The sequence below is a fragment of the Microbulbifer mixtoriginis (SeqCode) genome, assembly GCF_052467235.1.
In genome coordinates this window covers 4762339-4782330 of record NZ_CP174305.1, presented here as the reverse complement: position 1 = coordinate 4782330, position 19992 = coordinate 4762339, and the positions used below count along the sequence as shown (strand labels likewise).

The 19992-nt window shown below is 49.4% G+C and carries 19 protein-coding genes; 13 read left to right on the top strand and 6 right to left on the bottom strand.

The features are described from left to right. The first annotated feature begins 1 nt into the window (after window position 1). Genes lolD through ACJJIO_RS20895 form a run of 3 tightly spaced genes read left to right on the top strand, consistent with a single transcriptional unit; the run spans window position 2 to window position 2439 of the window. Entirely contained in the window at window positions 2-754 is a 753-nt protein-coding gene (gene lolD, locus ACJJIO_RS20905; protein WP_444886076.1) for a lipoprotein-releasing ABC transporter ATP-binding protein LolD, read from the top strand. Next, entirely contained in the window at window positions 747-2006 is a 1260-nt protein-coding gene (locus ACJJIO_RS20900; protein WP_444909709.1) for a lipoprotein-releasing ABC transporter permease subunit, read from the top strand. The genes lolD and ACJJIO_RS20900 overlap by 8 nt, the downstream gene beginning before the upstream one ends. Before the next feature lie 10 nt (window positions 2007-2016). Next, window positions 2017-2439: a hypothetical protein gene (locus tag ACJJIO_RS20895; protein ID WP_444909708.1), complete on the top strand. Its 423-nt coding sequence runs from the start codon at window positions 2017-2019 to the stop codon at window positions 2437-2439. On the opposite strand, the gene ACJJIO_RS20890 is transcribed toward ACJJIO_RS20895, so the two are convergent. After that, window positions 2429-2956 carry a DUF2062 domain-containing protein gene (locus tag ACJJIO_RS20890; protein ID WP_444885079.1) on the bottom strand — a complete coding sequence of 176 codons (528 nt, stop codon included), beginning with the start codon at window positions 2954-2956 and terminating at the stop codon, window positions 2429-2431. The genes ACJJIO_RS20895 and ACJJIO_RS20890 overlap by 11 nt on opposite strands. A 332-nt stretch (window positions 2957-3288) precedes the next feature. Here ACJJIO_RS20890 and ACJJIO_RS20885 point away from each other — a divergent pair, with 332 nt between their 5' ends. From ACJJIO_RS20885 to ACJJIO_RS20855, 7 genes are all read left to right on the top strand, one after another. Next, window positions 3289-3942, top strand: coding sequence for a GntR family transcriptional regulator (locus ACJJIO_RS20885; protein ID WP_444909707.1), 654 nt, complete (start codon window positions 3289-3291; stop codon window positions 3940-3942). Between the two features lie 3 nt (window positions 3943-3945). Further along, a complete protein-coding gene (gene prpB / locus ACJJIO_RS20880; protein ID WP_252085778.1) occupies window positions 3946-4824 on the top strand; it encodes a methylisocitrate lyase in 879 nt (292 codons plus the stop codon). Window positions 4825-4922: 98 nt separating this feature from the next. Continuing rightward, the gene (gene prpC, locus ACJJIO_RS20875; protein WP_444885078.1) at window positions 4923-6050 is read left to right on the top strand and encodes a bifunctional 2-methylcitrate synthase/citrate synthase; all 1128 of its coding nucleotides are present in this window, start codon (window positions 4923-4925) and stop codon (window positions 6048-6050) included. A 128-nt stretch (window positions 6051-6178) separates the two neighbouring features. Then, on the top strand, window positions 6179-8776 hold the full coding sequence (acnD, locus tag ACJJIO_RS20870) for a Fe/S-dependent 2-methylisocitrate dehydratase AcnD (protein WP_444909706.1): 2598 nt from the start codon (window positions 6179-6181) through the stop codon (window positions 8774-8776). Continuing rightward, complete coding sequence (gene prpF / locus ACJJIO_RS20865; protein ID WP_444909705.1) at window positions 8777-9958, top strand: 2-methylaconitate cis-trans isomerase PrpF; 1182 nt, start codon at window positions 8777-8779, stop codon at window positions 9956-9958. It abuts the gene before it with no gap. A gap of 80 nt (window positions 9959-10038) precedes the next feature. Continuing rightward, window positions 10039-10851, top strand: a complete 813-nt coding sequence (locus tag ACJJIO_RS20860; RefSeq protein ID WP_444909704.1) for a hypothetical protein — start codon at window positions 10039-10041, stop codon at window positions 10849-10851. Window positions 10852-11384: 533 nt separating this feature from the next. Beyond that, window positions 11385-14012: a TonB-dependent receptor gene (locus tag ACJJIO_RS20855; protein WP_444909703.1), complete on the top strand. Its 2628-nt coding sequence runs from the start codon at window positions 11385-11387 to the stop codon at window positions 14010-14012. A gap of 143 nt (window positions 14013-14155) precedes the next feature. Here the strand turns inward: ACJJIO_RS20855 and ACJJIO_RS20850 are convergent, their stop codons facing one another. Further along, window positions 14156-14992, bottom strand: coding sequence for a DUF4349 domain-containing protein (locus ACJJIO_RS20850; RefSeq protein ID WP_444909702.1), 837 nt, complete (start codon window positions 14990-14992; stop codon window positions 14156-14158). Window positions 14993-15190: 198 nt separating this feature from the next. On the opposite strand from ACJJIO_RS20850, the gene ACJJIO_RS20845 reads away from it, so the two are divergent. Beyond that, window positions 15191-15436: a DUF2164 domain-containing protein gene (locus ACJJIO_RS20845; protein WP_152453703.1), complete on the top strand. Its 246-nt coding sequence runs from the start codon at window positions 15191-15193 to the stop codon at window positions 15434-15436. Window positions 15437-15485: 49 nt separating this feature from the next. Here ACJJIO_RS20845 and ACJJIO_RS20840 read toward each other — a convergent pair whose 3' ends face one another. Further along, window positions 15486-16430 (bottom strand): DMT family transporter, encoded by a 945-nt coding sequence (locus ACJJIO_RS20840; RefSeq protein WP_444909701.1) that lies wholly within the window; start codon window positions 16428-16430, stop codon window positions 15486-15488. Between the two features lie 103 nt (window positions 16431-16533). On the opposite strand from ACJJIO_RS20840, the gene ACJJIO_RS20835 reads away from it, so the two are divergent. Beyond that, window positions 16534-17439 (top strand): LysR family transcriptional regulator, encoded by a 906-nt coding sequence (locus tag ACJJIO_RS20835; protein ID WP_444885071.1) that lies wholly within the window; start codon window positions 16534-16536, stop codon window positions 17437-17439. Between the two features lie 117 nt (window positions 17440-17556). Then, window positions 17557-18159, top strand: coding sequence for a nitroreductase family protein (locus ACJJIO_RS20830; RefSeq protein ID WP_444909700.1), 603 nt, complete (start codon window positions 17557-17559; stop codon window positions 18157-18159). Between the two features lie 130 nt (window positions 18160-18289). On the opposite strand, the gene ACJJIO_RS20825 is transcribed toward ACJJIO_RS20830, so the two are convergent. The 3 genes from ACJJIO_RS20825 to ACJJIO_RS20815 form a co-directional block, all read right to left on the bottom strand. Then, window positions 18290-18754, bottom strand: coding sequence for an AgmX/PglI C-terminal domain-containing protein (locus ACJJIO_RS20825; RefSeq protein WP_444909699.1), 465 nt, complete (start codon window positions 18752-18754; stop codon window positions 18290-18292). A gap of 119 nt (window positions 18755-18873) precedes the next feature. Further along, window positions 18874-19422, bottom strand: a complete 549-nt coding sequence (locus ACJJIO_RS20820) for a GNAT family N-acetyltransferase (protein WP_444909698.1) — start codon at window positions 19420-19422, stop codon at window positions 18874-18876. Window positions 19423-19572: 150 nt separating this feature from the next. Then, entirely contained in the window at window positions 19573-19902 is a 330-nt protein-coding gene (locus tag ACJJIO_RS20815; RefSeq protein WP_444890406.1) for a cupin domain-containing protein, read from the bottom strand. Window positions 19903-19992: the final 90 nt, after the last annotated feature.

Here is a 19992-nt window from a genome sequence, read left to right as displayed (position 1 = left end):
GATGAATAGTCGAGTGGAAATAGACACTGAGAAGGCGAGGCCGGCAACGGCTCCCGGTGATGCTGTCCTGGCCTGCCGCCAGCTGCGCAAGAGCTATCGCCAGGGCGGCAGAGATCTTGAGGTTCTGCGTGGTGTGGAGTTGCAAGTAGAGCGGGGTGAGAAGCTTGCCATCGTGGGGGCCTCGGGCTCCGGCAAATCCACCTTGCTCAACTTACTCGGCGGGTTGGATACGCCGAGTAGTGGAGAGGTTTGGGTGGCCGGCCAGAACCTGGCGACACTCAATGCCAATGAGCGCGGCTGGTTGCGTAATAGCAGTCTCGGTTTTGTTTACCAGTTTCACCACCTGCTCAATGAATTCAGTGCCCTGGAAAATGTGGCAATGCCACTGCTGATCGGTAAGCACAGTGTGGCCAATGCCCGGACCGAGGCCAAATCCATGCTGGAAGCGGTAGGCCTGGGTGAGAGGGTTGATCATAAGCCTTCGCAGCTCTCCGGGGGAGAACGCCAGCGTGTAGCGATTGCGAGGGCACTGGTGACTCGCCCTGCCTGTGTGCTGATGGATGAGCCCACCGGCAACCTGGATAGAACCACGGCAGGGGAGATTCACAAATTGATGGACCGACTCAACCAGGAGATGGGTATCAGCTTTGTGATTGTCACCCATGACCCGGACCTTGCCGCGGCCCTGGATCGCTGCTTGCACCTAGTGGATGGCGAGCTTCTCAGTGATTGGCACCAAGGTGATCATGTTTAAGCCACTCCCAGCCTTTATCGGCCTGCGCTATGCCGGAGCCCAGCGCCGCAGCGATGACTCCGTAGGCCTGGTGTCATTTATTTCCGGCCTGTCGATGATTGGTCTGATTCTCGGCGTTGCCTTGATGATCGTGGTGATGTCGGTAATGAATGGCTTCGATCGCGAGCTGCGTGAGCGTATTCTTGGCATCATGCCCCACGCGACTATCTATAACGCCACTGTGGCGGTGGATTGGCCTGCTCTGCGCGATCAATTGGCGGCGGATGCTGAGGTGGAGTCCGCGGCGGAAGTTTGGCAGGTGAACGCACTGGCTCGTCGTGGCAGCGAGGTTACACCACTGCTGGTGCAGGGGGTAAATCCGGACACCATCGTCAATGTATCGAATATTCATGATTTCCTCAGTCCTAATGCTTTTTCAGCCATGCTCGATGATTCCGAGCCGGGAGTAATTCTCGGGCGCGGAATCGCAGAAAAACTGGGGGTGGAGCAGGGCGATTACCTGTCTTTGATAGTGCCCAATAACGATGCGGCCTCGGGTAGCCGTCGCGCCGCACGTGTGGCCGGTTACAAGGTGGCGGAGGTCTTTCATTCTGGGACAGTTCTGGATCAATCGTTGGCCCTGGTTTCCTGGGAGCAGGCCCAGGGCCTGGCTGGCCAAAAGGGTGGCGCAGGCATCCAGTTACGTATGACCGAAATGCTGGAAGCCAACTGGATTATGCGGCGGCTGTTGAAAGACCTGCCTCGCGATGGCTATTACGGAACTGATTGGAGTCGCACCCACGGTAATCTCTACCAGGCGATCCAGATGTCCCGCAATCTGGTGGGGTTGCTGGTGCTGCTGATCATTGCCATTGCCGCTTTTAATGTGGTCTCGACTTTGGTGATGGTGGTAATCGACAAGCACTCGGATATCGCCATTCTGCGCACAATGGGCGCTAGCACACGGCAGATTCTCCTCACCTTTGTCAGTCAGGGGGCGTTAGTGGGATTAGTTGGCGCACTCGTTGGCGGTGTATTGGGGGTCCTGGCTTCACTGGCGGTCACCGATCTGGTGGCGGGCCTTGAATCCACATTAGGCATTCAGTTCCTTAAGTCCGATGTGTATCCGGTGGATTATCTGCCATCAGAACTATCTTGGGCAGATGTGGCTTTGGTAGTTGGTGCGGGCTTCCTGCTCAGTCTGCTGGCCACCCTCTATCCTGCGTTCCAGGCCAGTCGTGTGCAGCCTGCCGCGGCGCTGCGAAACGAATAGGCGGTTTTGATTGGTGCCGAGCAAGGCTTTCCATGTTTTGCGCAAACTGCTGCCGCTACCGGCGGCACTTACTGCCTGGGTCCTCGTTCTTGTGGCGAGCCTGAAATTTGAAAGCTGGCGGGTAATGACCTTCTGCCCGGATGGTATGCGCGAAGGATCTGTGTGCTATGCCGCAGGTTGGCAGGTCTTACCTCTATGGTTGATCTGCCTGGGCGCCATGATCTCTGCCTTTGTGGTGGTTTGGGTGGTGGCCTTAACCGCCGCAGGAAGTCGGGTTAAGGCTGCATCCATATCTTTTTTGCTAGGGACTTTTGTAGCCCTGGCATTGGGGGCTGTCACCGATTATGCCCTGCCAGCACTGCTGGCCATAGCAGCAGGCACTGCGGCTTTGGGTTGGGTCGACAAGTGTTTTGGAAGTGAGACTAGCTGCTGACCGCAGAGCGGCGCTCAATACGTAGCTTCCAGCGTTTTACTACATGCCAGCGCCATAAGGCGCGCATAGAAAAATAGGCAACAGTGGCAAAGAAAACCCCCGCCAGCACTGAGCCAAAAAACAGCGGCATCCAGATTTTCCCTACTTCTTCCGTCAACCACTCCCAAGAGAGCTCGATATCAAAGTCCACCGGGGGCGTGCCCAGAATCCATGCGCCCAGTTTGTAGGTGCTATAGAAGATTGCGGGCATGGTCACCGGATTACTGATCCACACCAAAATAATCGACAGCGGAAGATTGCAGCGCAGCCATAGAGCGAGCAGTGCGGCAATAATCATCTGTCCTGGCAAGGGCAGGAAGCTGGTGAACACGCCAACGGCAAAGGCGACTGAAACTGAGTGTCGGTTCAGGTGAAATAGGTTGGGGTCGTGGAGAAGAGTCCCCAGAAACTTGAGCCCATTCTTGGCTCGGATTTCTTCGGGGCTTGGCAGCCATCGCCTGATAATACTCTTCGGCATAACTCTATCTGAAACCTGGGTGCTGGCAGCCTTGTTAATGAGTGCTGTACCGGGGTTTGGAAAATTCGTTCGTCGGGATTTTTTCCCTACCCCAGATAAGCATAGAGCGCCCAGGGTGGTAGGGCATGCCGTATCTGGCGCGGGCGCTATTATGCCCACTTAGTGATGGCAAAACTACTACCGTGATAGAAGTCATTTTGCGCCATTAATTGTCAACAATTAGTCATAGGGATTCGAGTTGACGCCCAGGTCGGACTCATTTATGGTCTGCAATCCCAAAGAATTGTCGACAATGTTAAAGTCATATGGGTGTCACTGGAGCCAACAGCCCCTTGCGGGAGCCACATCAGAGCCTGGCTGAGCGCCTGTTTTTGACCTTGCGCGGTGAAATTGTGGAAGGTCGCATACCTGCAGGCAGCAAGATTAGTGAGCCGGAATTGGCCCGCCGCTTCAATGCCAGTCGCGGCAGTTTGCGTGAAGCCCTGATGCGTTTGGAGTCTCTGGGTTTGCTGGAGCGCCGGGTAAACATAGGTGCCCGTGTGGTGGAGCTGAGTGAGCGTGGTCTGCTGGAACTCTACGAAGTGCGCGAAGCTTTGGAGGGCATGGCCTGCCGCCTTGCCGCTGAGCAGCGCAACGAGGAAGACCTGTTGGAACTGCGCCAGATGTTGTCGCGCCACGAACAGCAGGAAGAGCTGCAAGCCGGTAAGGCGTATTTTCAGCCGGAGGGAGACTTCGACTTCCATTTCCGTATTGTGCAGGCCTCGAAGAATGATCTGCTGATCGACACCCTGTGCAACCGTCTTTATTACCGTGTTCGTATGTATCGCTACCAGCTGGGCATGGCCAGCCCCAGGGCACAGCGCGCTTTTCGCGAACACAGCCACATTATCGAAGCCATAGAAGCGGGGGATGGTGAATTGGCGGAGCTGTTGATGCGCCGACATATCCGTGCTTCCAGGCAGAATATTGAAAATAAACTGAGGTAGAGCATGAGCCAAAAGCCTTCCGCCGGCGCGCGTTTCCGCAGCGCCCTTGCCGAGAACCAACCGCTTCAAGTGGTTGGCACCATAAACGCCTATTCCGCCATTATGGCCGAGCGTATTGGCCACAAGGCGATTTACCTTTCCGGTGCTGGTGTTGCCAATGCCTCCTACGGCCTGCCGGATCTGGGTATGACCAGCCTAGACAATGTGCTAGAGGATGTGCGTCGTATTACTGCAGCCAGTGAGCTGCCGTTGCTGGTGGATATCGATACCGGCTGGGGTGGCGCTTTTAACATCGCCCGTACTGTCAAAGAAATGATTCGCGCCGGTGCCGCAGCGGTGCATATCGAAGATCAGGTGGCACAGAAGCGCTGTGGCCACCGCCCGAATAAAGAGATTGTTTCCAAGCAGGAGATGGTGGATCGCATCAAAGCTGCCGTGGATGCACGCACCGATGATGACTTCTTTATCATGGCCCGCACTGATGCCTTCGCCCAAGAAGGTTTGGATGCCGCTGTTGAACGCGCTCAGGCCTGTATCGAAGCTGGCGCAGACGGTATTTTTGCCGAAGCTGTCACCAAGTTGGAGCACTATCGCGCATTTAAAGACGCGCTGAACGTGCCGATTCTGGCGAATATCACCGAATTTGGTAAAACCGAGCTCTATAACGCCAAAGAGTTGGGCGAAGCCGGCGCAGATATCGTACTGTATCCGCTGTCGGCGTTCCGAGCTATGAACCGTGCGGCGGAGAATGTGTATACCAGCATTCTGCAAAATGGTGACCAGAAAGCGGTAGTGGATACCATGCAGACCCGCGAGGAGCTTTACGACTACCTCAATTATCACGTATTCGAGCAGAAGCTCGATGAGCTGTTCAAGAAGTAATTCACTTTATAAACCGTGTGAGATGCCGGGTTAGGTTGCTTGCATGGCGGTTTTCGGACGAACACAGAAACTGTGCCTACAAAGGGGAGATAAGGAAGATGGCAGAAAAAGCATTGAGTGGCGCCGGCTTGCGTGGCCAGGTAGCGGGTAAAACTGCGTTGTCCACGGTAGGTAAATCCGGCTCTGGCCTCACTTACCGCGGTTACGATATCAAAGACCTGGCCCAACACTGCGAGTTTGAAGAAGTTGCCTACCTGATTTTCTACGGAGAGCTGCCCACCAGCGACCAGTTGGCGGAATACAAGGCCTTATTAAAAGGTATGCGCGGTTTGCCGCAAGCACTGAAAGAAGTGCTGGAGCGTATTCCCGCCGATGCCCATCCGATGGACGTAATGCGTACTGGATGCTCCATGCTGGGCAACCTGGAAGGGGAAGAGTCCTTCGCGCAGCAGCTGGAAAAAGCCAACCGCTTACTGGCTGCTTTTCCCTCCATCATTTGCTACTGGTATCGTTTCACCCACGACAACGTGCGCATTGAAACGGATACCGACGATGACAGCATCGGCGGCCACTTCCTGCATATGCTGCGCGGTGAGAAACCCAATGCCCTGCATGAGCAGGTGATGAATGTTTCCCTGATCCTCTACGCAGAGCACGAGTTTAATGCGTCCACTTTCACTGCGCGTGTTTGTGCCTCTACTCTGTCTGATCTGTTTAGCTGCATTACCGGTGCCATCGGCACTCTGCGTGGCCCGCTGCATGGCGGCGCCAACGAGGCGGCAATGGAAATGATCGAGCGTTTTGCCAACCCGGATGAAGCAGAGAAAGAGCTGCTGGGTATGCTGGAGCGCAAAGAGAAAATCATGGGCTTCGGCCATGCGATTTATCGCGAATCCGATCCACGCAACGAGATCATCAAAGCCTGGTCTGAGAAACTGTCTGAAGATGTGGGCGATAAGGTCTTGTACCCGGTTTCCGTACGCTGCGAAGAAGTCATGTGGCGCGAGAAAAAGTTGTTCTGTAATGCCGACTTTTTCCATGCATCCGCTTATCACTTTATGGGAATTCCCACCAAATTGTTCACGCCGATTTTTGTAATGTCGCGTGTTACTGGCTGGGCTGCCCACGTATTTGAACAGCGTGCAGACAACCGCATTATTCGCCCGAGCGCTGAATATGTAGGTGTCGAACCGCGCGAAGTACCGCCTATCGCCGAGCGCGGTTAATTTTCATTTCACTATTGAAATGAGGCACACCCAGTGTGCCGGCTTCAGGTTGCCTTTTGGGGTAATCTGGAGCCGCTCTCGGAAGAGATACGATTTTAAAAAGATTCGACTGAACTGATTTACCTGCTATGAATACTGATTACCGCAAATCACTGCCCGGTACAGACCTCGATTATTTCGATACCCGCGCCGCGGTTGACGCGATCCAGCCCGGAGCCTATGCCAAACTGCCGTATACATCACGTATTTTGGCGGAAAACCTGGTGCGTCGCTGTGAGCCGGAAAAACTGACCGACTCCCTGAAGCAGATTATCGAGCGCAAACGCGAGCTGGACTTCCCCTGGTTCCCGGCGCGAGTGGTGTGCCACGATATTCTTGGTCAAACTGCGCTGGTAGACCTGGCCGGTCTGCGCGATGCCATTGCCGATAAAGGCGGTGATCCCGCCAAGGTAAATCCAGTTGTTCCCACCCAGTTGATTGTGGACCACTCCCTCGCGGTAGAGCACCCCGGATTTGAGAAGGATGCTTTTGAAAAAAATCGTGCGGTAGAGGAGCGTCGTAACGAAGACCGCTTCCACTTTATCAACTGGACCAAAACCGCATTTGAAAACGTCGATGTGATTCCCCCCGGCAACGGCATCATGCACCAGATCAACTTGGAGAAAATGTCTCCGGTGGTGCAGGTGCGTGAAGGCGTGGCCTTCCCGGATACTTGTGTTGGTACCGATAGTCACACGCCGATGGTCGATGCTCTGGGTGTGATTTCTGTGGGCGTTGGCGGCCTGGAAGCTGAAAGCGTAATGCTCGGCCGTGCCTCTTATATGCGTCTGCCGCATATTGTTGGAGTGGAACTCACCGGAAAGTTGCAGCCGGGTATTACCGGTACCGATTTGGTACTGGCTCTCACTGAATTCCTGCGCCGCGAGCGCGTGGTCGGAGCCTACCTGGAATTCTACGGTGAAGGGGCTTCCAACCTAACCCTGGGGGATCGCGCCACTATTTCCAATATGACTCCGGAGTATGGCGCGACTGCGGCCATGTTCTCTATCGATGAGCAAACCATCGACTATCTCAAACTCACCGGCCGCGATGATGAGCAGGTAGCTTTGGTAGAGAAGTTTGCCAAGGAAACGGGCCTCTGGTCCGATACCTTGAAGGATGCCGAATACGAGCGCGTACTTAAGTTCGACCTGGATACAGTGGGCCGTAACCTTGCTGGCCCCTCCAACCCTCACGCGCTGCTGCCGGCCTCGGAACTGGCAAATCGCGGTATCGCTAAGGCCTGGGAAGAGAAAGCTGGTGAGATGCCCGATGGTGCTGTGATTATCGCGGCGATTACCAGCTGCACCAATACCAGTAACCCGCGCAATATGATTGCCGCAGGCCTGATTGCCCGTAATGCGAACAAGCTCGGCCTGACCCGCAAGCCCTGGGTCAAGTCCTCCCTGGCACCGGGTTCCAAAACGGTAAAAATGTATCTGGAAGAGGCCGACCTGCTACCGGATCTGGAGCAGATGGGCTTCGGCGTAGTGGCTTTCGCCTGCACTACCTGTAACGGCATGAGCGGTGCCCTGGACCCGAAAATCCAGCAGGAAGTGATTGATCGCGATCTGTATGCTACTGCAGTCCTGTCAGGTAACCGCAACTTCGACGGTCGTATCCACCCCTATGCCAAACAGGCTTTCCTGGCTTCACCGCCGCTGGTCGTTGCCTACGCTATTGCCGGCACCATCCGTTTTGATATCGAAAAAGATGCGCTGGGATACGATGCCGATGGTAACCCGATTACCCTGAAAGATATCTGGCCCAGCGACGAAGAGATTGATGCGATCGTACGTCAGAGCGTGAAGCCACAGCAGTTCCGCGATGTGTATATTCCCATGTTCGAAGAGCGGGATGCCGCAGAAGAGCAGGGCCACGCACTCTACGACTGGCGCCCGATGAGTACCTATATTCGCCGTCCACCTTATTGGGAAGGTGCCCTGGCAGGCGAGCGCAGCTTGAAGGGCATGCGCCCGCTGGCGGTGCTGGGTGACAATATCACTACCGACCACTTGTCGCCGTCCAATGCCATTCTGGCCAGCAGTGCTGCCGGTGAATACTTGGCGAAGATGGGATTGCCGGAAGAGGACTTTAACTCCTACGCAACCCATCGTGGTGACCACCTCACTGCCCAGCGTGCAACTTTCGCCAACCCGAAGCTGCTCAACGAAATGGTTCGCGATGATAACGGCGAGATTCGCCAGGGCTCTCTGGCTCGTGTTGAGCCGGAAGGGCAGGTTACCCGTATGTGGGAGGCGATCGAGACTTATATGGATCGCAAGCAGCCGCTGATTATCATTGCTGGTGCCGACTATGGGCAGGGCTCTTCCCGTGATTGGGCCGCGAAAGGTGTGCGCCTGGCCGGCGTAGAAGCGATTGTGGCCGAAGGCTTCGAGCGTATTCACCGCACTAACCTGATCGGTATGGGCGTGTTGCCGCTAGAGTTTAAGCCGGGAACTACTCGCGAAACCCTGGGTATCGACGGTACCGAAAGTTTCGACGTAATCGGTGAGCGTACCCCCCATGCCACGCTGACTCTACTGATCCACCGCGCCAACGGTGAGACAGTTGAAGCTCCGGTAACCTGCCGCTTGGATACTGCAGAAGAGGTTTCCATTTATGAGGCTGGGGGTGTTTTGCAGCGCTTTGCGAAAGACTTCCTCGAAGCAGAGGCGACGGCTTAAATGTTGAAATTTGCTCCTCAAGTCAAAATCCCCGCGACTTATATGCGCGGGGGCACCAGTAAGGGCGTTTTCTTCCGTTTACAGGATCTACCCGAAGTTGCGCAGGTTCCAGGAGAGGCCCGTGATAATTTGCTGTTGAGGGTAATTGGCAGCCCGGACCCTTACGGAAAGCATACCGATGGGATGGGTGGAGCCACTTCGAGCACCAGCAAAACGGTGATCCTGTCTGCCTGTGATAAGTCCGATCACGATGTGAACTACCTGTTTGGCCAGGTTTCCATCGATAAGCCCATGGTCGATTGGAGTGGTAACTGCGGTAATCTCACTGCGGCTGTTGGAGCTTTTGCGATTAATAGCGGTTTTGTTGATGCTGCGCGAATTCCAGAAAATGGTATTTGTACAGTGCGCATTTGGCAGGCCAATATTGGCCAAACCATTATTGCCCGTGTGCCTATTACCAACGGTGAAGTGCAGGAAACCGGAGATTTCGAGCTGGATGGTGTAACTTTCCCGGCAGCCGAAGTGGAAATTGAGTTTATGGACCCCTCGGACGGCGAGGGTGCCATGCTTCCCACCGGTAATCCTGTCGATGATCTCGAAGTGCCCGGGATTGGTGTGCTCAAGGCGACCATGATCAATGCCGGTATCCCCACGATCTTCGTCAATGCGGAAGATATTGGCTATACCGGCACCGAGCTGCAGGATGCCATTAATGGCGATAGCAAGGCACTCGCCATGTTCGAGACCATCCGTGCCTACGGTGCAGTGAAGATGGGCCTGATTTCCTCTGTGGAGGAGGCCGCTGCCCGGCAACACACGCCGAAGATTGCCTTTGTCGCCAAGCCGCAGGACTACATTGCCTCCAGTGGAAAAAAGGTAGCGGCGCAAGATATTGATTTGCTCGTGCGAGCCCTCTCCATGGGTAAGCTGCACCACGCGATGATGGGTACTGCCGCCGTGGCTATAGGAACTGCAGCGGCTATTCCCGGCACCTTGGTAAACCTTGCCGCCGGTGGGGGGGATCGCAATTCCATCTGCTTTGGCCACCCTTCAGGCACATTGCGGGTTGGAGCCCATGCGAAAGTGGTTGATGGCCAGTGGGTTGCCACCAAAGCCATTATGAGCCGTAGTGCGCGCATCCTGATGGAAGGCTGGGTACGGGTGCCGGCTGGTTGTTTTTAAATATATGATTTTCCTCTTTACCGGGGTCTCCTTTTGAGGCTCCCGTATATCTCTATGTTTGTTTTTGAGTTGTTGGATAAGTGTTAAAACTGGTTGGTGTTGTTTTAATTTCTATATTTTTATGTCTATTATTAGCTTGTTCTCTCTCGGCTAGAAAAAGTCTCAGCCCGAAGGCGTTTCCTATTGGCGCAAATTATGAAAAATATCGGCACTTATGGGATAAGCCCGCGAAACCTCTTAAGCCTATTACTATTATTGAGTCTTTGGATAACCTGCCTGTCTATATAAAACATCCTGCGGAAAGCAACTCCCCTGATACTTATGTTGGTGTCCTTTGGGGAGCACATCCGATGGGTCAGTATCTTTATTACCTTGCTGGAGATATGTCGAAAACGAGTGACGGGCACTTAAATCTCAATGATAAAGAATTTACAACGCTTTCTTTAGTCGAAACCTCATTTGAAGATGATGTTATTAGGGTATACTTACATGATGGCATAGAGGCCCAAAAGCGTGCTGATGAAAACCCTATTACTGAGGGCAAGTTGCAAAACGGTAAGTGGCATAAAATAGAAGATTTATTTAATAGTTATACAGATAATGGTTATTTTAGAGCTGGGGATGCTTCTCTTAATGATATCTTCTCAGATGATATTCCTGGTGTCTCAAGGCTCGAATTCTATCGTTCCAATAGAGGTTATAAAATTGATCTAATTTATAACTATCTTCGAGAGCCAAAAAAAACTAGTGAATTTCGTAGGCTTTTGACTGTAAGAGTTGAACACTCTAGTAAAGAACCAAATTTCCGAGCTTTGGTCGCCCATTTTGAAACGATTGTGCATGAATATGGAAATATGCCGTATGTTCCTGTGTCAGGAAGCGTCCGAATGTAACTGCCAGGCATCGTAATATATGTAAGTTATGATTTGAACGAAGAATAATTACTCCTGGCGTTTGCAATAGCAATATGCCAACCATGTTTGAGGTCTTTCAATATACGTAAATAGTAAATGGTGCCTATTTATCTTTGCAAGACTGATTTTAACTTAACAGCCATATCTAGGTCTCACTAGATATCGGCTTTATTGCTCAGGGTTCGTACATTTAAGGCCTTCTTTTGATGTATGAATTCAGTGAGTAAGAAGGCATGATTGAAAATGAGTTCACAGTATTCGTAGAAATCAGGAGTCTGGTGAATAAGTCCTAAGGTGTTGTTACCTTCTTAATTTACAGGTCTTAGCTGCTGACAACTAATTGTGAATTAGTCCTCCTTATCCTAATCGCGATCCGCCCCATCGTATCTCAGTTTCACAGAACTCTCCTTTTTGAGATTTTAACCTAGCCGACGTACAGCCGACGGCCCGTAGGTAAGCCACGCATAACAATCAAACCGGCTTTCCTGTTGCAGCAGATTGGAGAGACATCAATGACAATTAAAAAACCACTTACCCTTGCGATTGCAATGGCCAATATAGCGGTGGCCTCAGCCTGGGCACAGGAAGCTAGTAATCAAGAAGATGACTGGGCGTTGGAAGAAGTCACTGTTACTGCGACGAAGCGCGAAACCAACCTGATGGAAACTCCAGTAGCCATTTCCGCTTTCACCCAGGAAGAGTTAGATCGTCAGGGTATTAAGAATGTAAAAGATCTGGGCAGTACAATTCCCAATGTGGATATCGGCTATGATGCTTCTCAGTCTTCACCAGTGATTTCTATGCGTGGTGTTCGCTCTACCAATACTACTGAGTTTGGTGATCCAGCTGTTGGCTTACACTTCGACGGTATTTATTCTTCGCGCCCCCAGTCTGCAATGGCAATGATGTTTGACTCTGAAAGGGTAGAAGCCATGCGTGGGCCTCAAGGTACTCTTTACGGGCGTAATTCTACTGTTGGTGCCATTAATGTTATTTCAAAAAGACCGGTAATTAATGAGTTCGAAGGTTCCGTGGGCGTTGAGCTTGGTCGCTGGAATCAAGAGCTGGTCAAAGGCGTTATCAATATTCCGGTTTCAGATACCTTTGCTCTGCGTGCGTCCTTTATGGATGAGACACGGGATTCCTACCTTACCGGGTTTTATGACGTTAACCAGTGGGATAATCGCTATATTGATGCTGACTCTGTAGGTGCGAGCGTTTTATCTGATGACGCTTCAAGAACCTTTATTCAAGCGAATAACGCTGAAGGAGCCACAGACTATCAGCTGGTTAGGGCGGATGCTGAAGATTTTTATGGGAATGTTGATCAGCAAGCGGTGCGTATAGGTGCGTTATGGGAACCGACTAACGATATTTCTTGGTATGCCGTAGCGGAACACTATCAGGATAGTAGTGCAGGCGGCATCAACACTATTGACTGTGAAAAGGCTGAGCAGCGCGAAGATGGAACAACTTGTGAAACCTACTACGGCTCCGGTGCTGATGAGTACACCGTAGCGGTGAATGTACCAGGTGAACTTGATCTCACCATGACTTCATTCCGTTCTAACTTCCGCTGGGATTTCAGCGATACCATGGCGTTTGTGTATAACACCGGGTATGCAGTTCAGGAACGAAGCAACCTGATTGATATTGATGCTGGTCGCAATACCTGGGATATGAGTATGAGCATTACAGACTCAGAAAATGTCTCTTACTCCCATGAGTTACAGTTGCAATCTACAGGTGATGGTCCCCTACAGTGGATTACAGGTTTGTTTTATTTCCACGAGACCACTGATCTGAATGGTTACTTCCTGGCCTCATTAGATAATGCCGTATTCTGGAGGCAGCCAGATAGAACTATAGAAGCCAGCGCAGTATTTGCTCAGGCTACCTATGACCTTACTGATACCCTCCACCTAACTGTTGGTGGTCGATATACGGAAGATGAGAAGAGTGATGTAGGTGGTAACAACCTGAGTTGCACTCGAGACTGGTCCACTGAATCAGATGAAGAGTATGGCTGCTTCCCTGCCTATTTACAGGGCACCTTTAATAGCTTCTCTACCAACCACTTTGCTGACAGCTCAATTTATACAATTGATACTTACAATGATGCCAGCAAGAGCTGGGATTCATCCGACTTTCGAATTGGTCTCGATTATGACCTGACAGATGAAGTCATGCTGTATGCATATGTTGCAAGTGGATTTAAGTCCGGTGGTTTGGGTGATGTTGTCATCCAATATGAGCAAGACCCGGACACGGCTGAGTACATCTACGATGATGAGGGAAATCGGGTTGTTCAACAGGTAATTGACACTAGCTATGATGAGGAGAAGGTCATTACTTGGGAGCTAGGAGCAAAAGGTACCTTCTTGGATGGTCGGCTAAATCTGGCTAGTACCTTCTTTTTCTCCGACTATAAGGATATGCAGCTAGCTGCACCTGATACTGCATACTCGTACTATGCGGTAGAGCGAGAAGGTGAGAACGCAGGTGAAATTACGACCGAGCCCGTCGTCATTTACCTTACTAAGAATGCTGCTAGCGCAGAGATTATGGGGCTAGAGTTAGAGTTTGACTGGGCCCCCTATCCGAATGGCCGAATCAGTGGTTTTGCTACCTGGATGCAAACAGAAATCACCTCTGATTTTCAGAACCGCTGGAATTTCAATAACCAAGCGTTATTCGAAATTTCGGATTACGGTTTAGCTCATGACAATACTAATGAAGAGCTCTTCCGAAATTTGAAGGGTAATGAGTTGCCTGTATCACCTGAATTCAGCTTCACAATCAATTATGATCACACCTTTGAGTTGGCCCACGGCGGTGCAATTATTCCGTTTATCGGTATCCACTGGGAAGATGAGTCTTACCTGACCTACTGGAATGTTGACAAGCACGACTTCCCCACTGGTGATGCTTCTGCTTTTGATGACAGTCGTGATTCCTTCTGGATGGTAAATGTTTCCGTGAAGTATGTAAGCCCGGACGATCAGTGGAACGTTGAAGCCTTTGGTAATAACCTGACTGATGAGATTGTTCCCTACTACGCTGATGGAAGTGATGGCCTCGTATCTGGGCCATTCTCCACTCCAATGAGCTACGGTGTACGCTTTAACTACAACTTCTAAGTAGCTACTGTTACTCCATAGTAAAAAGCCGGGTCAACTTAGATGGTCCGGCTTTTTTTATGGCTCGTGAGTGAAGTCAAAACTTCTCACGAGTACTTTAGCCCACATCAAGACATGCGTGTATCTTGGGGCTATGTAAACTGCTAGGTTCTGGTTTTACGCCAAATTATGCGAGTCAGATAAAATACCAATAGGGCGATAAGCATCCAGGGTAAAAGGTAGGCGATTGCAGTGATTGCTTCAGATAGCCCATCAGACAAATTTTCACCAAAATGAGATAGGGAGTCTAATATGGGACTCCAGAAAGAAGTATAAGATTTTGAGTGTAACTCAATTTCAACCACATCCATCTGAATTCGCTTGAGCAGTTTAGCTTTTTTACCTTGTGAATACTCAATATCAGATTGTACCGATGCTAACTTTTCAGCAACCTTTATTAGAGTATCAATGTCACTCGCAGATTTTTGTTCCAGTTCTATAAGTCTCGATTGATACTGGAGTAACATTTCAAGTCGTTTTTGGCTGTCGATAATGACATCCTGTAAATCTTCTGCTTTGGTTTCCCGCTGTATCACTCCTCCTTGCTTTGATGCCAGATCAATGATTTTATCGACTCCGGTGGGGTGTATTCTAAGGTGAATCCTTCCGTAGGGCTTTTCATCATTGCGGAGACTAGAATGCAATATAGTGCATTTTTTCTCCATCTCCTGTTGGCAAAGTAATTGGAGTTTGTGGAATACAGGTTCAACTTCTTCAGCAGGTAGTTCAGCTGTCAGGAAATGTTCGTAAGCAATATACTGATCTTGTCCACCTCGATTGCCCGCTGTGATAGGTTCCGAGAACCGGATATCTGCAACCCTGTTGCTGGTGGTATGGGCATTGGGACTGTATGAAGTTGTTGATCTATCACTGCTTGATTCTGAGCAGCCAGAGCTACTGCCCAATATAAGCAGGGCAAAGACGTAGTTAAAGAGTCTCATTTTGATCCCGTTTTTTTAGTTAATCCGAATAAATTCGAATCTAACATTGTCCGGTTTGCTTATAAAGATATGCGCCGCTGTACATGTTGTTTACTTGGAGTCATGCATTTGGGATTCATTAAGGGTCTCAACATTTATGTTATTCTCATATGGGGCTGAGTGTTTGTTCTAAATTTGTGTATTGATGGAAAATAGGTGATGTCGACAATAGAATTGGAAGAAAGGCGAAAGTTAGAGCTAATCGAAAAGATTAGGGGTTATTTGTCTAAAGAATTTGAGTTGGAGATTGGCAGTTTTGAAGCGGAGTTCTTTATTGATTTTCTTGCAAAGGAGATGGGGGCAGGGTTTTATAATCAAGGTCTACATGATGCTCAGGTAATAGTGTCCTCTAAATTGGAAGATATTTCTGATGCAATTTATGAAATAGAAAAGACTGTCGACTAGAAATATTGCCCCTATTGATGGCAATTTGATTCTATTGTTCTTGAGTTGTTCAGGGGTATTTTTTCTTGGGTTTTTCTGCTTGGATAAATAACATGGCTGCAAATACTAAGATTATTCCAGGTATAAAGTTGATAGAGAATTTCGTCATTTCCAATGCTGTAGCCAATGCCAGTACAAATACCGGATTCAAGAAGCTGTATGCTGCAACTTTGGTCGCCCCGATTCTTATTGTGCTAAATTGCAGTAGGAAAAAACTGATTAATGTTGTGAATAAGGCTAAATAGAATAGCCCTCCGTAAGTTTCGATAGGTATATTCCGCCATTCTATTTGGCTTAAACTTGGGAATGAAAGCAGTAATAACCAGAGGGCGCCAAATAGAATAACCCAGAATGTCATAACCTCTGTAGGCTCCCCTGAGTGGACTCTCTTGATCAGTGGATTATACAAGCTGAGCGATATAGCACCTAAGGTGAATATCCAATCCCCTCTATTTAGATCCAGCGTTATCGCTGTTGTAATACTCCCTTCAAATACAATCCAGGCCGCACCCAATGTTCCAAGGGTAAGACCGATGACTTTGCGGGCGCTGCTACGCTCACCATTGATGATCAAGGCAAAGACGGCAGTCATTGCAGGAACGGTTGTAAAAAGGGCGCCGGTATTTACTGCTGTGGTGTATTTGAGCGCTTCAAACATACACCAGAAAAAGATAACCAATGGGATGCTGAGTAGCGCATAACCCAGTAGCTTTTGGGGGTGTGGAAGCTGAAATCCATGCTTTAAGAATATGAAGGGCGCAAATAGCCCTGTTGCAATTAAGAACCGAATCATCATCAAGCAATCTGCCGGTAACGAATCGGCGATTAACGCACCAACAGGAAATGAGCCAGCGACAAGTAATGTGCAGGCTATCATCAAGCCGTGAACCCACCACAATGATGTGCCGCTGCTTGCCGTTGCTGTAGGGTGGATACCCCTTGAAAGTTCACGCATGACTCTTCCCTCAATAAAAGCGAGATCAGAGTAACTCGTTTCTGATAAACTGATAATCCATCAATTAAGATACATACTGTTGAGAAAAAGGAAACAGTAGTTTATGGAAAGTTTTGCAGCCATACCGGTATTTGTCACAGTGGCCGAAACCGGTGGCTTTTCACCGGCCGCCAAGTTGCTGGGGATATCCAAGTCTGCAGTTAGTAAACGGGTCAGTCAGCTGGAGGAGCAACTTGGGGTAAAACTATTGCATCGCACCACCCGCAAGCTGAGCTTGACAGAGGCGGGCGAGCATTTTTTTCAGCATGCCCGAATCGCTTATCAGGCCGCACAGGACGCTCAGGATGCAGTGACTCAGCTTCAAGGTGAGCCTCAGGGGCGCTTGCGAATCAATGCCCCAATGTCCTTTGGCAGGTTGCATTTGGCACCGCTTATCCCAGTGTTTCTCAAGCGCTATCCAAAAATCACGATTGATCTGGTGATGGACGATAAGGTGGTAGACCTGATTGGAGAGGGGTTTGATATCGCTATCCGTGGTGGTGACCTGCCTGATACCAGTTTGATTGCCCGCAAGCTGGCGCCTCTGCAAAGCGTGCTCTGTGCCTCTCCCGCGTACTTGGAAGAGTTCGGCAAACCGATAGAGCTTGAACAGTTAACAGAGCACAATTGTTTGATGTTTACTTATTCCAGGGATGTAAAAGAGTGGAATTTTATTCAGGATAACCATCTGCACACCATAGAAGTCAGGGGTAACTACCAGGTCAATAACAGTGAAGCGCTGCGGGAAGCCATTCTCCAGGGGCTTGGCATCGGCCGTCTGCCGACTTTTGTCGCAGGAGCAGATATCAAGAGTGGTCTCCTGGTGCCGTTGTTTGAAGAATATCAAATGCCGGCCAAGACTATTTATGCCGTATTTCCTGAGCGGCAGTATATGCCTGCCAAGGTACGGGCCTTTATAGACTTTGCCATTGAGTATTTTGGTGGCGACATTCCCTATTGGGATTGCTAGTTTGTTAACTTTTTCTCAACAATCATTTAACAAAAGAGCCCATTATCAAGCCAGGAGAAACCCAATAAGCTTTCTCTCATCGACATACACAAGATGATTAATTGTCAGAGGGAAATTATGGACCTGTTCACTGCTGTTGAAACTCGCCGTTCGGTAAAGCATTACGATGTATCTGAAAAGATGACATCAAGTGAGTTTAACCAGCTTATCCAAGCCACAATGTTATCGCCAACATCCTATAACATTCAGCATTGGAGATTCCTGCGAGTAACAGATTCCAGGCTTCGAAGCAGACTTAAGGATGCTGCCTGGGGTCAACAGCAAGTGGAAGATGCGTCTGAGCTGATTATTCTTTGTGCAGATATAAACGCTTGGAAAGATCGACCAGAACGCTATTGGGCTGATGCATCCAGAGAGGCGAGGGAACTTTTAGTCCCGATGCTAACTGATTTCTATAGAGATAAACCTCAATTGCAGCGAGATGAAGCAATAAGGAGCTGTGGCTTAGCGGCGCAAACCATGATGCTTGCGGCAAAAGCACTGGGCTATGACACCGGCGCACTGGTTGGGTTTGACTCAGATAAAGTGGCCGAGCTTATAAACCTGCCAGAAGGTTATCTGATCGGAATGATGATAGTCGTGGGTAAGGCTAGCAAAGCAGCGAATGGACGTGGTGGCCAGTTAGCATTGGGTGAAGTGTTATTTGAAAACCAATTTTGAGCATAACTTACATACCGTAGTTTAGTATTTATGCTTGCAATCTGTAGGCTGTTCTTGTGATCAATTATCCATATCTCCGCTAGTGGGATAATTGATCACAAGTGGATTAGAGCACAAAGTCAATTGGCGGTTATTGGGTGGGTAAAAAATGAATCGGGTAGTGAATTGTTATTCTTCGTGTGTCACTGGCACCGAAGTTAAATTCCTGAATCTTTGCCATTAACTGATCGGTAAACGGCTTGGAATCGAAGCTGGAGCTGGCCAATGCGATATTGGCGACTTCGCCACTAGGTTCAATATCGATAATAAATTCCGCGCCGCCTTCAAGGTCAGGGTCTTGTTTGCGCGCACTCAAGTATAAACGATAAAGCTGGCCTTTGTGTTTATCAAATACCTGCTGAATTTCTACTCTGCTACGCTCTCGCTTTTTCTTAACGGTTTTTTTAAGGGTGGCATCTGCTATGGCTGGTGGTTTTTTATCAGAGAAGCTGGCGTTTCCGCTTTGATCGACCCACTGATAAATTTCCGCGCTTGCAAGATTACTGGAGAGTGTGAGACTGATACAGAATAAGCTTTGATAAGTAAATCGGTTCATTTTTCCATTCATACTTCGATATTCTTGACCAAGTACTTAGTCTACTTTAGATGCTACCTCTAGGGGGAGATTAGCGTATTAATTGGTTAAACCTAAGGTTCGTGAATTTTCTGTAACAATTAATCGCCAGGCTTTACAAGGTATCTTTGTACAATTTTCCCATCTGCTTCGATCTCAGAATCCAATAATCCACCACATGCCTTAATTGTATTGGCAGAGGCGGGGTTGTCTTTGTGACAGTGAATGTGAATTGTCCCGGCTTTCATTTCCTGAAGCCACTGGATCGAGAGCTCCATCAGGCGTTTACCGTACCCTTTACCTCTATACTTGGGTCTGATCCCCAAACCAATGTGCCCACCGCAGTGGGTAACTCTATCGTTCAGGTAGTGGCGAATATTGGTGACGCCTACGATTTCAGTTTCATCAATAAGCCATAGTGTAGAACTTGGGACAAAGCCTTCCGGTAGGTTTTTACCCTGTGCAAAGTTAATGAGCTTTTGGATGAGAGCTTCGAAGTCCGCATGATCAAAATCCATAGGAAAGGGATAGCGCTCTTCATCACCCAACTCTTTTATATATTGCTGATAACTAGCCTCATAGATAGCTGAAGGGGGTACTAATTTCAAAGCAATGCCTGGGAATTCGAGTAATGAATAGGGTGAAAGCAAAATTTAGCCTATAAAAATTAGCTGTGTAATCTCTAAAGTATTCTTAAAACATTTGAGTTGGCAGAAGGGAGGATAGAGGGACGGATGTAAATGACTGCATCCCGGGCGCCCTATGCCAGGAATAGGACCCCAAGACGGTAAAAAAAAATTTTAAGCTGCCTGAAATTTCAACAAGACAGTACATCCTGTTTCTGACTGGGGAATATGTGCTGAGCCAATGGGGTTGTGAATAAATGATCCCTCGGGATGATCGTCTCTGCCATCATTAAAGATCCCTGAAATCACAAAAATTTGTTCTGCACCGTCAATATGTGTTTCCACACCTGGGTATCTGGCTCCAGGTAGAAACTCGAAGACAGACACCCAGCTTCCTGCTTCCTCTCTCCAAAGACTTCTCTCGAATATGCCGGGAGCAACCTCCCTGGCTTCAATATTCTTCCAGTGACTAGACGTGATGCCAGAAAAATTCACTTGATTCATAGCAGTACTCTTCCATCTTAAATAATAATATTTTGCGCGCAAAGTATTGTTGTTTAAGTTCGGGTTTACCGTCAAGTACTTTGCGCGCAT

Coding starts and splice junctions, on each gene's coding strand:
- lolD (WP_444886076.1), top strand. CDS start 2: ATGAATAGTCGAGTGGAAATAGACACTGAGAAGGCGAGGCCGGCAACG.
- ACJJIO_RS20900 (WP_444909709.1), top strand. CDS start 747: ATGTTTAAGCCACTCCCAGCCTTTATCGGCCTGCGCTATGCCGGAGCC.
- ACJJIO_RS20890 (WP_444885079.1), bottom strand. CDS start 2,956: ATGCCGAAGAGTATTATCAGGCGATGGCTGCCAAGCCCCGAAGAAATC.
- prpB (WP_252085778.1), top strand. CDS start 3,946: ATGAGCCAAAAGCCTTCCGCCGGCGCGCGTTTCCGCAGCGCCCTTGCC.
- prpC (WP_444885078.1), top strand. CDS start 4,923: ATGGCAGAAAAAGCATTGAGTGGCGCCGGCTTGCGTGGCCAGGTAGCG.
- acnD (WP_444909706.1), top strand. CDS start 6,179: ATGAATACTGATTACCGCAAATCACTGCCCGGTACAGACCTCGATTAT.
- prpF (WP_444909705.1), top strand. CDS start 8,777: ATGTTGAAATTTGCTCCTCAAGTCAAAATCCCCGCGACTTATATGCGC.
- ACJJIO_RS20855 (WP_444909703.1), top strand. CDS start 11,385: ATGACAATTAAAAAACCACTTACCCTTGCGATTGCAATGGCCAATATA.
- ACJJIO_RS20850 (WP_444909702.1), bottom strand. CDS start 14,992: ATGAGACTCTTTAACTACGTCTTTGCCCTGCTTATATTGGGCAGTAGC.
- ACJJIO_RS20845 (WP_152453703.1), top strand. CDS start 15,191: ATGTCGACAATAGAATTGGAAGAAAGGCGAAAGTTAGAGCTAATCGAA.
- ACJJIO_RS20840 (WP_444909701.1), bottom strand. CDS start 16,430: ATGCGTGAACTTTCAAGGGGTATCCACCCTACAGCAACGGCAAGCAGC.
- ACJJIO_RS20835 (WP_444885071.1), top strand. CDS start 16,534: ATGGAAAGTTTTGCAGCCATACCGGTATTTGTCACAGTGGCCGAAACC.
- ACJJIO_RS20830 (WP_444909700.1), top strand. CDS start 17,557: ATGGACCTGTTCACTGCTGTTGAAACTCGCCGTTCGGTAAAGCATTAC.
- ACJJIO_RS20825 (WP_444909699.1), bottom strand. CDS start 18,754: ATGAACCGATTTACTTATCAAAGCTTATTCTGTATCAGTCTCACACTC.
- ACJJIO_RS20815 (WP_444890406.1), bottom strand. CDS start 19,902: ATGAATCAAGTGAATTTTTCTGGCATCACGTCTAGTCACTGGAAGAAT.